We start from the raw sequence: 13,524 nt of genomic DNA on the forward strand, positions 1-13,524 counted from the left end.
GTATGGGGGATCTCTATTCAGATAGGATGCGCTGAAAGCGCAATAGGAAAATGAAACCATCACAAAAAAGTACGTCTTCGCTTGCTCTATTGGCTGTCGGTATTGTTTATGGTGATATTGGAACTAGCCCTTTATACGCATTGAAAGAAGTGTTTTTTAGCCATCATCCCCTTATTATTAATCCAACCAATGTATTGGGAATACTCTCGTTAGTCTTTTGGGCATTTATTATCATCGTGTCGGTAAAGTATTTATTGTTCATCACCCAAGCGGATCAAAATGGTGAAGGCGGTATCTTAACCTTAGCGAGTATTGCCAAAACTCATTGTCCTCATTCATTCAAACCCGTGGTTCTGCTATTGGGTTTATTAGCCGCAGGGTTCTTTTTTGGTGAAGCGGTGATTACACCAGCGATGTCGGTGCTCTCTGCGGTTGAAGGGATAGCCGTGGCTAAAGCCAGCTTAGCGCCTTATGTCTTGCCAATTGCCTTAGCGATCATCTGCGCGTTATTTGCTATTCAAGTATTGGGAACAGAGTTGATTGGCCGTTTTTTTGCGCCCATTATGTTGCTCTGGTTTATCACACTGGGCGTTTTAGGTTTCATCGCTATCATCAAGCAACCACAGGTTTTGGCTGCAGTAAATCCATATTATGCTTGGCATTTTATTGCTACTCACGGCGCTTATAGCTTAATTATACTCGGTGTTGTCGTACTGTCGGTGACTGGCGTTGAAGCGTTATACGCCGATATGGGCCATATTGGGATTACACCGATTCGATGGGCTTGGTTTACTATTGTTTTACCCAGTTTGCTGTTTAACTACTTTGGGCAAGGTGCGTATTTACTTCAAACACAAGGCATAGAAAGGCAAACTTTCTATGGATTAGTCCCCCATTCGTTACTGTGGCCGTTGATTATTTTGGCAACGTTAGCGGCGATCATCGCTTCTCAAGCGGTGATCTCTGGTATTTTCTCATTGACTCGTCAAGCGATGAACTATGGTTATCTGCCACCATTAAAAATTACTCATACTTCAGCGCACTCTCAAGGACAAATTTATGTGCCAGCAGCGAATCTATTACTATTCGCTTCAGTGATGATGGTGATGGCGAGTTTTAAATCCTCGGCAAATTTAGCCGCCGCTTATGGGATTGCGGTAACTGCGATCATGACCATCTCTTCATTATTAATCTTGGTGGTGATGCGTTATGGCTGGCATTGGCGGTTACGTTACGTCATTGTCATGGGCGCTATTTTCATCTCTTTGGACGTATTATTACTGATCTCGACATCGACTAAATTTAGTCATGGTGGCTGGCTACCAATCGTGCTTGGTGGTGGTGTATTCCTTATTATGTATATCTGGCAGCAACAGAAACAGCGTTTATTGGAACAATCCGGGAGTGATTTATCGTTACCGGCAATGATCACATCACTCGAAGGGGAAACCTTTCAACGTACCCAACGTACCGCTGTGTATTTTTCTCGTTCGAGCGCTCATGTGCCTCGGTCACTGATCCATAACTTAAAATACAATAAGGTGTTGCATGAGCGTAATGTCTTGATGACTTTTCAAAGTGAATCGCAGCCTTATGTTCACCCCTGTCGTCGAGCGGAGATAACCCAACTGTCAGAGACGTTTTGGCAGGTGATCATTCATACGGGATATCAAGAAACCTTAGAAATAGACCAAGTGATGCACTCTTGTGCTTTAAAAGGGCTATTTCTCCATCCTAATGAAACGATTTTTTTCCTTTCTGCTGAGCATATCCAAGCACAAAAAATCGGCTTATGGCATGACTTTAAGGCCAAGCTATTTATTTTGCTGAGCAAGCATGCATTACGAACGTCTGAGCGGTTGAATATTCCCTCGGATCGATTAATTGAGATGGGCGTTTATCGGGAAATTTAACCTCTGTCATTAAGGTTACGAAAAAAGTAAAAGGCCAAGTAACTGTGTTTACATGGCCTTTTTTGATAATAGAGAATGAAAGCTTATTAATTTGATTCGCGATGAATAGGCGATATTTTTTGCTGAGCACGTCGGCGGACAGACCAACCAATGAGTAGGCTTACGACACCAATCAACAACGTCATCAACGGGGCGAGAATCAAAATATGATTGGCAATTTTCGATAAGTTATCAGGCAGTAATGACACGCCATAACCTGAAAAGACCAGAAAAAGAACCCATGCGATGGCACTCAAGGGGGTAACCAATAAAAAACGCGTTGGAGATATCGCATTTCTCAGGCCCATGACCATCGGCAATAAAGAGCGCACAACCGGTAAGAAACGCGCCATAAACATCGCCAGCATGCCGTATTTATGAATTAAACGATCTGTTGTATCCCATTGTTTAGCCGGAACTTTCCCTAACCAAGAAGCCACCATACGCCATTCTTTCAATTGATGACCTTGGTAAAATGCCATTGCTCCTCCTAACCATCCGGCGATGATCAGCACGCCAATCACGGCGTATAAATTCAAAATGCCGACAGCAGCAAGGCTACCACACAAGATAACGATGCTATCACACGGTAAAGGCGCAGCAGGCAGGAAAGCACTCTCAACAAAAATCAGTAACCCGATGCAGAGATACAATAACGAAAGATCGATGTGCTGTAATGCAATCAGATCTTGATGCCATAAGGCAGAAAAAATAGACAATAGCGTATTCACAATACCTTTCCTCAATCAAAAAAATAATAACGAACGGTTTGATTGAAAAAAGCTAAGCGTGAGCGAAACGTGAATAGAGGTTGGAAAATCGCAGAGCTTTGCGGATAAAAAACAGCGTGGATTGACTAAAGTAAAACCACAATATGATCGCCGCGACACTCAGTGCAAGAGCAAGATAAAAGGGAGTGTCTTTCTTTAGCGCGATATCGTCATTATCATCAGAGATTAGGCGAATGGGTGTTGCGCGGTTTGGCTCACTGCGTGCGATCACCGCGAGTGAATATTGTTCAGGATGTGCTTGTTCACTAGCCAAGTGGTGATGAGTCTGAGTGGATACCGCCAGCGGTTTCTCTTGAATAGCATTTAAGTTAAGCCAGTCAGGAAAACTGACCAGAGCGATAAACAATGCAAACAGAGCAGACTGGATCATAAGACGATTGTGGGTAACTTGAAATTACCGAGAGTATGCGGTGTGTCAGCCATATCTGTAAAGCGTTTTTAACCGCCCGAGTGAGTGAGGACCGTAAATCATTCATTAATGACTGAGTAACCATTCTCATCGGTCACGGATTGATGACGTTTTTTGAATTTTTTGACTTGATACATCGACTGATCAGCCAGTTCGATAAGAGAATGTGCCGTAGGATTGTGTGAGACATCTCGTTTGGGGGTATTCTGATGAATATAAACACCAGCAGATACCGTAACGTGGAAAGCGGTATTATCGACCCTAGTGAAAGGTGAGCGTGACAATTTTTGCTCAAGGGCCGCACACCATCGTTGGGCTTTAATATCATCATATCCTGGTAACAACGCTACGAACTCATCACCGCCAAATCGAGCGATATCGTGATCGCCATTGCTTATTTCTTTGAGAATACGCCCGATGTGAGCTAGGGCTTTATCGCCAATCGCATGCCCAAACTGATCATTAATCATCTTTAAGTTATCTAAATCGATAAACACAATGGCAAGTGGCGATGTAGATTGACTTTGTAACCATTGTTCAAGGATTAACATGCCATATTCACGAGTATTTAAACCAGTTAAACCATCATGATTGAGCTGATATTCTAATCTGGCAATTTTAGCAAGCAGCTGCTGATTTTCTTTGATTAATGCCTGCATCGTGTGTTCAGCATGACGGTAAGCTTGATGATTAATCATAGGTTCGGATGTCTGACCCGTTACACAAGTCATTTTAGGTTCTAGATTTACCGTATCAGATAACACTTTGCTCATACTCGCTATTCCTTACTGGATATTCACGATTTAAATGCTTTTTAATAGCGATAGCTTAGCGAGTCTTGCGGCGTAATGTGTCGTAGCTAAGCGATATCTTCTTCTTGATTAAAAAGTAAGCAAGGATAGTGCCAGTATATATATCGTTGCCTTATTGATGTTTATTGACCGAGTTTAAAACAGTCATGGTGTTCAATAAGAGGTGGTCGAGTAAAGGTGGCACAGTAGCTAACTGATTGATTGCTATTTATACAATGTGCTGCGACGCAATTTGTCTTAGCTCACGTTATTCTTAATTCACCACTAAATGCACACTGGATTGCTTAACTTCTGTTTGCATATTGGGTATAACCAACATTAATGCAACAGAGGCAATATCAGGCCGCTATGATGATTGAACGCGCTCCGTACTTCTTGCTTTGTTTGCAGTGTCAGCATCAATTTTGTAAATCTCACCGTGGGGTGGTTTTTTTCCTCTTGGATTCAAGTTCGAAGTGCCGCTCACTGAAAGTGAGCAAACATTACCAAATCGTTAAATAACCCCTTAGTAAAGTGATACCAGCATGGCGAAACGAGCATCGACCCAAGAATCTTTACATATCGCGTTTGAAATTTTGAAGCGCATTCCAAAAACAGGCCAAGTGACCGCCAGTGAGATTCATCAGCAGTTACTGGGTTTAGACATTCAACGTGATTTGCGCAGTGTCCAGCGCACGTTAGATATGTTATCGCAACATTTTGATATTGAGCGGGATGAACGCAGTAAGCCTTATGGTTATCGATGGTGCAAGCACAGCCATGGTTTTCATTTACCGAAACTTTCGCCTAGTGAGGCGCTGCTGCTTAACTTAGCGGAAGATTATTTAGCCAATTTGTTACCGGCCAACTTAGCTCTCTCATTAGAAAGTTTTTTCCGCGAAGCAAAACATACGTTAGCGCCGACGGCCAGCAGCCAAAAGGAGCGGGAATGGCTAAAAAAAGTGCGGGTAGTCAGTGAAACTCAGCCGTTATTGCCACCAACCATTAATAACCACGTCTTTCAGGCGGTGAGTGAAGCGCTGTTTCATGATCGCTTGCTGGATATTGAGTATCACAATGCCAAACAAGAACAAAAAAGCGCCACGGTCATGCCCCTTGGCCTTGCTCAGCAAGGTAATCGCTTGTATTTGGTGTGTCGCTTTAATGGCTATGCCAACGAGCGCAGTTTAGCTCTGCATCGGATTAATAAAGCGCTGGTGTCGACCTTTACTTTCTTGCGACCGCCAGAGTTTCGATTAAGCCAATACGACGGCGATGGTCGCTTTGGGTTTGGCGAAGGCCAGCACTGCCAAGTGCAATTTAACATCAGTAAAGTGGCGGGCTTTCATTTGCTGGAAACCCCTCTCGCCAGCGATCAGCAGGTCGAAGAACACGAAAACCACTACCAGATCCGCGCCACGGTGATTCACTCAAAACAGCTCGAACGCTGGCTAAATAGCTTTGGCGAGCAAGTGTGGGCGGTGGAGATAAGCAGCCAGCCACAAAAGCAATTAACAGAACAGGTATAAAATAGATATGGATACTAAATTAGTCTCACAATGGAAATTAGCGCCGCAATTGGCTACCCGTCTCGGCATTTGCAGTAATCTACAACAAACGCTTGAAAAGGCCGTGGAGCAGTTTTTGCAGCAAAGCCAAACCACAAACTCCATTACTGATCTACTTAATCAATGTTATCAACAATTAGCGCCAATCTTAGCCGCTGAGCGATGGGTGTGTTTAGCGAATGATATTTATCTTGATAAAAAGGCTGGTGGCTTTTGGTTAATGAAGTCATTCGGAAAATATAAAAGTGAGGATCATATTGATGACATTGAACTGGCAATTAACCAAGTCATTGCAGACCCAATTAATGATTGGGTGATTCCTGAAAAAAAACAGGCTCTTTGCCTTTGTTCATTAAAAGACGCCCCTTTTGCTACTATGGATTGTACGACTTTTTTTAATTCAGGTAGATATGATTATACTGGGATAAAATTGCTAGGAGATTGTCAAAAAGTTCTTTATGGTTATGATAGTCAAACTCGAGGTGCTCATTTAGATGCGCGCTTAAGTGATAAATATTTTGCTGAAAGCATTGCTTTGCCATTTACATATTTTGATACGGAAGATTTATCACCTCGTGCTCTTTTTATCGAAATACTAGAATCTGGTTTTACTTTATTGGGATTAGAAAGTGATGATATCTATCATACGTTACTTAAGTTATTTCATTACGATAACACAGACTTGTTTACCGATTCCAAACAAGATGCTGATAAGGTTATCGGAGAATGTTATGATGATCTACTATTAAATATTGATACTCAGCGCGCCGATCTGCAGCCATACCACAGTAAAATTCTCGATGATACCGCATTAGGCCATTGGTCATTATGGCAAGATGAACTGAATACCCAAGATTATGTCACGATTGAATTACCGCAAAAAAGGGTCGCCAGGGACCCGAAAAGCAGTATTCATGATGGGGTAGTGGCGATTGATTTTGGCACCAAAAGCACGGTGGTGGTTTATCAAAAAGATAATGTCACCATTCATCCAATGCGTATTGGTACTGGTGATTTAAGTAAAGAAATTGCCGCCCATCACTATGAAAACCCAACCATTATGGAGTTTATCCACCTAGCGCCGTTTATCCAAGCTTATCAAGCAGAGGCTCACCGCCCCGATACTCGCTGGCAAGATTTAACCATTTCACACACCGCATACAATTCGATGCAAGGTAGCGAATCAAGTAAATTTAACACCTTTCTTGATGCGCTTAAACAGTGGGCGGGGGATAAAAACCGTAAACTGAAAGTGGTTGGTCAACATGGCAAAGTGATTGACCTGCCGCCATTTTTAGAATTAGCCGATGGCGATTTTAATCCGATTGAAATTTATGCTTATTATCTCGGGCTGTATATCAATAACCTCAATAACGGTATTTTCCTTGATTACATAATGTCTTTCCCAGTGACTTATGAAATGGCGGTGCGCGACAAAATTATCAGCAGCTTTAAAAAAGGATTGTCGAAATCATTACCGGCCGAATTAGGTCAAGAGACCATTCAGCAATTATCGGTGAGCAAAGGTGCCAGTGAGCCCGCTGCCTATGCATTGACGGCGTTGCAAGAATATGGTTTGGAACCACAAGCAAATGAGCGCATTTTTTACAGCGTATTTGATTTTGGTGGTGGTACGACAGATTTTGATTTTGGTATCTACCGTGAACCTACTGATGCAAGAGATCAACGGCGGTTTGATTATGTGATTGAGCATTTTGGCGCTGGTGGCGATAAATTCTTGGGAGGAGAGAATTTACTTGAGTTATTGGCTTTTGAAGTATTTAAAGCCAATAAGAGTCGCTTATTAGCACAGGGTATTCAATTTGAGAAACATCCTGAAAAAGACGCCTTTGCTGGCAGTGAGCAGTTGATCAGTAGTTCCCAAGAAGCCAGAACCAACACTAAACAGCTGTGTATTGCTTTGCGCCCGTTTTGGGAGGAGCATGAAGACTTTAGTTTTGATGCTTCTGGTGAGCTTTCCGTAACCTTAACCGATAAGAGTGGGCTACAACACTCGGCCTTTGCATTGGATATTGATACGCAGCAATTAGAGCAGATTCTATCCGATCGTATTGAGCGTGGAGTCGTCAATTTCTTTGATGCATTACGTTTAGCTTTTAGCCATAGTCAGCAAATGCTCTCAGATATAGACAGTGTAAAAATTTTCTTAGCCGGCAACGCCAGCCAATCGCGCTTTGTCAAACCATTATTCGATAAGCATATTGCGTTGCAACACCAAGAAATGGCACTGAGTGAAGATCAAAGCCGATTTGAGTTGTTCGCTCCTTTGGGAGCCGATAAAAATAATGTCGAGAAACCAACCGGCAAAACGGGAGTGGCTTTTGGGCTGATCACTAGCCGTGACGGTGGACGCATTAAGGTGATTGATCACAATGTCGGTGAGCAAGATATTCGTTTCAAATGCTATTTAGGTGAAGCACGTAAAGGGAAGTTTTACCCGCGGATAGATCGCGAAATTAAGTTTAATCAATGGGTTGAGTTCACCTATGCCGATTATCAAAAGTTTGAAATTTATTATACCGACCAACCCAGCTGCAGCACGGGTCAAATGGCCATTAATGATCCAAGTATTAAGAAAAAGACGGTTAAATTAGATTTAACTGATGAGCATGCTTCGGTCTATTTACGTGTGATTTCTCCCAGTGAAATAGAGTATGTGATTGCCTTGCCGGATCAAATTTCAACCAACCATTATTTAAACAGTGTTCAATCGATTCAACTTTAGGAGCAACGCGCATGTTATTTATACCACCAATAATTATTAATACGATCCCCGCTATTGTTGCAGCAATCAGTAAAGTTGCCACTACCATTGGCCCGATGATCGCTAAGTATGCGCCAATATTACTGGAAACGCTGGGTAAGAACTTACCTAGAGCTATTCAAACCATTGAAGGAGTTAGCTTAGTGGCAAATGTTCTTCGTCCAAATGAACAGGTGGAGGACTTAGGGGCGAAAGCCATGGCCGCGGATAAAGCTCCCGAAGATTTCACGCGCATTAACGACTACATAGATTATTTAAGAAATGAGGTTGAGGTTGATAGTCAAGCGCTGAGCCAAGATCCAATCGACAGCACTATTCGCAATGCTATCGGGGCGACAATTGCTTTAAAAGGCGTGGGAGAAATGATGGGGACAGAGATCTCATTGCCATTTTTAAAGACTATCAGTCAACTCGGTTTAGAGCCGAAATTGATTTTAACCATAGTCAAAGCTTACGCACAAAGTGGTTTAAATACTGATGACGTTGAATTGTATTTAAATGATCAATTATCCATTGCACAGTCTCAGCAACACAGTGAAGTTCTAGTGACCGCTTTTCAAGTTGCTGAGCCAGAGCTCGATCGTCAACAGGCTGAAGATGCCGTGATGAACTTACGCTAGGTTAGAGGCCTAAAATGTCAAAAAAATCATTGATTGAATTACTTAAAAATTCACCTAGCGTCACTCAGAGCCAAGCTTCCATTGAAGCGACAGTGCCACTGTTAGATCACGAATTTTCGCTCTATCACATCAAGCAAGTGACCTTTGATGAAGATTCGCCCCGTAAAGAGGCATTTGAAAATGTCTTAAATGCATTAGCGATTGAGGGGGTTATTTTTACTTATTTGCTTTTGGGTAATAAAACCCAAGTAGACTTTTATTTTGGTATTGCGAAGAATAAGAAATATCAAGGTACCTTACCGCTTGAAATGGATGATATTGGAAAAAACATATTGAAACGCTCGTTGGAGGGGAACTTTCGGGGCAGCGTGGTTGAAAAGTTAGATAAAAAACACCGCAAGCATGTCAGAGGTATGATTACTCGATTTACTCATGTTTCAAAATTAGAAGGTGTGCCTAACGTTAATGAAGATAACGAGCAGTTTCAGGGCGTGGATCGTTTAGTCGATATTATGAGTGGCGATAAATTTTGCTTAGCGGTACTCGCTGATCCTCTCTCTTTATTGGAAATTAATAAAATAGAAAATGAACTACATGGTATTTATGACAAATTAATGCCATTAGCAAAAAAAAGCATTCAAACCAGTGAAAACGAGGCGAAAACGACGGGTGAAGCTGAGGGGCAAACAGTCACTGATTCAACCGGTACTAATGATAGCCTTAGCGTTACTCATAATACTGGTAAGTCGGTTTCTGTTACACAGGGAACGTCCGAGAGTGGTAGCAGTAAGCAGACCTCAAAAAGCTCTGCCGAAACCGATCATGATAAGCACCGTAGTGGCTCTGAAGCTAATAGTAAAGGCACTACGGTGTCTAAAGCGATTGCGATTAACACTGGAACTAATAGCTCAACTCAAAACGGAACGTCGTCTAGCGAATCAAGGGAGTTTACCGATAAAAATGTGCAAGAATGGTTAAACTATATTGATGAAGTGTTGCTGAAAAGAGTCCAACTTGGCAAAAATAAAGGCTTATATCTGTCGAATATTTATTTGTTGGCTAACTCCGTGGCTAGTGTGTTGAAATTAGGCAATACCGCCCGTTCTATCTTTTCTGGTGCGGAGGTCAATAAATCACCATTACAAATACGCACTGTGACGGATAAAAACGAAATTGACTCAGTAAGAAATTTTCAGTTACCGGTGTTGAAAAATCGTCAAGTGGAACAAACCACCATTACCAATAGTGAAAACCAGCTGGCGCTGCTGTTATCTAAGAGCCCATTTAACCGTTATGCCTGTAATTGGTTATCAACCAAAGAGCTCAGTGTTGTGGCAGGATTACCGCAAAAAGAGGTGGTGGGTTTAACCCTTAAAGAAGAGGTGGAGTTTGGTTTAAATGTTAATCAGCAGATAGATGAGCAAAATCGTTTATTTTTAGGTTCACTGGTGAAAAGCGGTTTAGTACAACCGATGGACGTATTTATCGATAAGCGTGAATTAGATAAGCACATTTTTATTGCTGGAGTTACGGGTAGTGGAAAAACGACTACTTGCCATCGTTTGCTTGAATCGGCGCAAATGCCTTTTTTAGTGATTGAACCGGCTAAAACGGAATATCGAGTACTGACGAAAAAAAATAAAGATATTCTTATTTTCACCCTTGGTAATGATAATCTCGCTCCCTTTCGGCTTAATCCATTTGAATTCTTCCCTCATGAGAATATTACTGCTCGGGTAGATATGATCAAAGCCAGTATCGAAGCAGCGTTTGATATGGAAGCAGCCATCCCTCAATTAATCGAAGCAGCAATTTATCGCTGTTATGAAGATAAGGGATGGAATATAGCGACTTCAAAAAACAGCTTATATACCAATCCTTTTGACGATGGTGTTTACGCTTTCCCAACCTTAAGTGATTTGGTCAATATGACCGAAGTGGTGGTTAGCGATCAAGGCTTTGATGATCGTCTAAAACAAGACTATATCGGTTCGATTAAAGCACGTTTGCAGGGTTTATTGATTGGTGCAAAGGGCTTAATGCTAGATACCCCCCGCTCAATCAATTTTTCCGATTTGGTCAAGCGCAATGTGATTCTTGAGTTAGAGGAAATACGTAATCCTAGTGAAAAGTCACTGATCATGGGCTTCGTATTAGCCAACCTTAACGAGGCAATTCGAGCCAATCACCAGCAGTACCAGCAGCGAGGTGAAAAGTTTCGGCATATCACCTTGATTGAGGAAGCACACCGCTTGCTAGCCAAGTTTGAAGCAGGGGATAGTTCCAATAAAAAGCAAGGGGTTGAAACCTTTGCTGATATGTTAGCGGAAGTGCGAAAATACGGTGAGTCACTGATTATTGTCGATCAAATTCCCAATAAGTTGACCCCGGAAGTGTTAAAAAACACCAATACTAAAATCATTCATAAGTTATTTGCTCAAGATGATAAAGAAGCCGTTGGTAACACCATGGCATTGTCTGACGAACAAAAAGACTTTTTATCGCATCTTGAACCGGGCCGGGTGATTTTATCCAGTTCGGGCATGAATAAACCATTGCAGGTGCAGATTAAAGAGTTAGTCAGTACCACGACAGAGCAAGAGGTTGATCCTGAAAAAATTCGGCATATTGCGCTACAATATTACGCCGAAACTTACTCTGGTGGATTAATTCAAGGTCTAGAGCTGTTAGAGCGTAAACCGTCAGCTTCTGATGTCGCGGATTTTTTACAAGGCGCGGTGGCCGAGTCGTGGTATCTCGCGGTAGGTAAAGCAAAGGATAAGAAGGATTTGATTGATTATATCAATCGATTTGGCTGGCAATTTATGCGGCAATATATTGATTTGACTTGTTATTACCAGACCTCAGAAGAGGACAGCCAAACAAGAGCGCAATGTTTAAAAGACTTTCTTGAAAAGCTTAGCTGCAATAGCCAAGAGCGAATAACATCAAATTTAAACGAAGCTTTTCGTATCGGTCTTAAAGTTAAATACTAGGAGTAGAATATGGGATTTTGGAGTAGCGTAGGTTCGGCGTTGAGTGGTGTTATCAGTGGTGCTTGCAGTGTAGTGAGTTCAGTCGCTTCAACATTGGGTAATGCCGTTACTAAAATCGCCACAACCATTAGTGAAATGGGAGTAAATCTAGCCACAAAGGTGGGTGAAACAATTAAAGCGGTGGGAATAAGTTTAGGGATCATTCAATCTAGTGATGATTTACAAGAACTGGGTGAAAAAGCCATGATGAGCGAAAAAGCACCAGCAGATTTTGATTCAATTAGTGCTTATATTGATCATTTAAGAAATGACGTGACCATTGACAAAGAAAAATTTAGTCGCTTGGATGAGAAAGAACTACTAGCTCGTTCGGCCATAGGCTCGGCGATCACTTTACAAGGTATTAACGAAAAATTAGAGACTGTGGTCTGCCCTCAATTTATGGCAATGGTGGCAACGCAAAATCTAGCTGCAGACGAAATCGTTGCAACCATTAAAGCTTATAAAGAGAAAAGTCTTAATACTAGTGATTATAGCTTGTACCTTAAAGATGAACTCAGTATTGCGCAAAGCCGAGAGCACAGTAATGCTTTAGTAGAAGCTTATCAGCAGTTAGAGCCTGAATTAAGTATTGAACAAATTGAAGACAAAGTCATGGGGCTTAGACCATAAATGATCGATTATATCATTGTATTAAAACAAGGGCGTGTCCAGACTTTCCGAGTGATTTATGGTCAGCTAGAAGTGATTTTGTTTTCTGGTGAGAAAACTCTCGCTGTTGCTGATTTTTGGTATCAGTTTAAGCAGAAAATTGAGTATACGATTGATGAGACGTTAGCGTTAATCTTAGTTAGCGATGATAGTGAGTTTGTTCTAGATCCTGAGATTAACATTGCGGCTCAATTTGTACATGCGCCACAAACTTTATCATGGCTGGTTGAGGATATTCTTTTTCCGGCGGCTAAGGTGCAAAGTTATCCAACACTTAATCTAGCGATCACAGAGAGCAAGCCCGTGCAGCCAGTGGTAACCGCTCAGCAAGACGCTTTGCTCGAAGAATCGTTACCAAGTTCGAGTTTACAAGCGTTTTATCGTAAAAAAACCAGAAATTATCAGGCTAGGTAATTAAGATGGATTTAAAAAAACAGCTACTTAAATTACTAGATGATCATCAAATACAAACTAAATTATGCTCGATTATCAACTCAATGCCGGCTGCTACCAATCAGGAAAGCTTGAGCGTAACATCATGTGATTGCTCACCAAATATTGAGCCGTTAGATAGTCAAGAGTTCGACGCAATGCAAGCACAGCTTAATGAAAGTGATCTGCGTATTGAGCAACTTAGCAGCGAGAATCAACAATTGAATCAACTTATTGAAAAAATAAAACAATTACTAGGTTTCAGTCAAGATGCGAATTTGAGTCTGCCAGATTCCATCGGTCAACTACAACAGCAATTAAAAGCTAAACAAGCTGAAATTGATAAGCTGAATCAGCTCGTTGATGATCAAAAGACTCAGTTGCAACAGCGGCAGCAAGATAGCAGCAAACGAGATGAAAAATTGGTTTGGTACCAAACGCACTTTGAGGATGATTTAAATATACTTAG

The 13,524-nt window shown here is 41.6% G+C and carries 10 protein-coding genes and 1 pseudogene; 8 read left to right on the forward strand and 3 right to left on the reverse strand.

The features are described 5' to 3' along the window. The first annotated feature begins 50 nt into the window (after window positions 1-50). Entirely contained in the window at window positions 51-1,913 is a 1,863-nt protein-coding gene (locus tag CAG60_RS00140; RefSeq protein ID WP_158138418.1) for a potassium transporter Kup, read from the forward strand. A gap of 86 nt (window positions 1,914-1,999) precedes the next feature. On the opposite strand, the gene CAG60_RS00145 is transcribed toward CAG60_RS00140, so the two are convergent. The 3 genes from CAG60_RS00145 to CAG60_RS00155 all read right to left on the reverse strand — a co-directional run bounded on the left by CAG60_RS00145 (window position 2,000) and on the right by CAG60_RS00155 (window position 3,925). Next, a complete protein-coding gene (locus tag CAG60_RS00145) occupies window positions 2,000-2,683 on the reverse strand; it encodes a DedA family protein (RefSeq protein ID WP_004395317.1) in 684 nt (227 codons plus the stop codon). A 52-nt stretch (window positions 2,684-2,735) separates the two neighbouring features. Continuing rightward, window positions 2,736-3,113 (reverse strand): hypothetical protein, encoded by a 378-nt coding sequence (locus tag CAG60_RS00150; RefSeq protein WP_158138419.1) that lies wholly within the window; start codon window positions 3,111-3,113, stop codon window positions 2,736-2,738. A 98-nt stretch (window positions 3,114-3,211) separates the two neighbouring features. Continuing rightward, window positions 3,212-3,925: a GGDEF domain-containing protein gene (locus tag CAG60_RS00155; protein ID WP_161437995.1), complete on the reverse strand. Its 714-nt coding sequence runs from the start codon at window positions 3,923-3,925 to the stop codon at window positions 3,212-3,214. A gap of 563 nt (window positions 3,926-4,488) precedes the next feature. Here CAG60_RS00155 and CAG60_RS00160 point away from each other — a divergent pair. From CAG60_RS00160 to CAG60_RS00195, 7 genes and pseudogenes are all read left to right on the forward strand, one after another. Further along, a complete protein-coding gene (locus tag CAG60_RS00160) occupies window positions 4,489-5,472 on the forward strand; it encodes a helix-turn-helix transcriptional regulator (RefSeq protein WP_161437996.1) in 984 nt (327 codons plus the stop codon). 7 nt (window positions 5,473-5,479) lie between these two features. Further along, window positions 5,480-8,257 carry a molecular chaperone DnaK gene (locus CAG60_RS00165; RefSeq protein ID WP_161437997.1) on the forward strand — a complete coding sequence of 926 codons (2,778 nt, stop codon included), beginning with the start codon at window positions 5,480-5,482 and terminating at the stop codon, window positions 8,255-8,257. 11 nt (window positions 8,258-8,268) lie between these two features. After that, window positions 8,269-8,916: a hypothetical protein gene (locus CAG60_RS00170; RefSeq protein WP_202598465.1), complete on the forward strand. Its 648-nt coding sequence runs from the start codon at window positions 8,269-8,271 to the stop codon at window positions 8,914-8,916. A 14-nt stretch (window positions 8,917-8,930) separates the two neighbouring features. Further along, window positions 8,931-11,912, forward strand: coding sequence for an ATP-binding protein (locus CAG60_RS00180; RefSeq protein WP_161437998.1), 2,982 nt, complete (start codon window positions 8,931-8,933; stop codon window positions 11,910-11,912). A gap of 39 nt (window positions 11,913-11,951) precedes the next feature. Next, on the forward strand, window positions 11,952-12,584 hold the full coding sequence (locus CAG60_RS00185) for a hypothetical protein (protein ID WP_237667736.1): 633 nt from the start codon (window positions 11,952-11,954) through the stop codon (window positions 12,582-12,584). Then, window positions 12,585-13,037: a hypothetical protein gene (locus tag CAG60_RS00190; protein ID WP_202598466.1), complete on the forward strand. Its 453-nt coding sequence runs from the start codon at window positions 12,585-12,587 to the stop codon at window positions 13,035-13,037. 5 nt (window positions 13,038-13,042) lie between these two features. After that, a pseudogene (locus tag CAG60_RS00195) lies at window positions 13,043-13,524 on the forward strand (hypothetical protein); the annotation flags it as partial.

Source organism: Vibrio sp. V33_P6A3T137 (genome assembly GCF_009904835.1).
GTDB lineage: Bacteria > Pseudomonadota > Gammaproteobacteria > Enterobacterales > Vibrionaceae > Vibrio > Vibrio metschnikovii.

Coding starts and splice junctions, on each gene's coding strand:
- CAG60_RS00140 (WP_158138418.1), top strand. CDS start 51: ATGAAACCATCACAAAAAAGTACGTCTTCGCTTGCTCTATTGGCTGTC.
- CAG60_RS00165 (WP_161437997.1), top strand. CDS start 5,480: ATGGATACTAAATTAGTCTCACAATGGAAATTAGCGCCGCAATTGGCT.
- CAG60_RS00150 (WP_158138419.1), bottom strand. CDS start 3,113: ATGATCCAGTCTGCTCTGTTTGCATTGTTTATCGCTCTGGTCAGTTTT.
- CAG60_RS00155 (WP_161437995.1), bottom strand. CDS start 3,925: ATGAGCAAAGTGTTATCTGATACGGTAAATCTAGAACCTAAAATGACT.
- CAG60_RS00190 (WP_202598466.1), top strand. CDS start 12,585: ATGATCGATTATATCATTGTATTAAAACAAGGGCGTGTCCAGACTTTC.
- CAG60_RS00160 (WP_161437996.1), top strand. CDS start 4,489: ATGGCGAAACGAGCATCGACCCAAGAATCTTTACATATCGCGTTTGAA.
- CAG60_RS00170 (WP_202598465.1), top strand. CDS start 8,269: ATGTTATTTATACCACCAATAATTATTAATACGATCCCCGCTATTGTT.
- CAG60_RS00180 (WP_161437998.1), top strand. CDS start 8,931: ATGTCAAAAAAATCATTGATTGAATTACTTAAAAATTCACCTAGCGTC.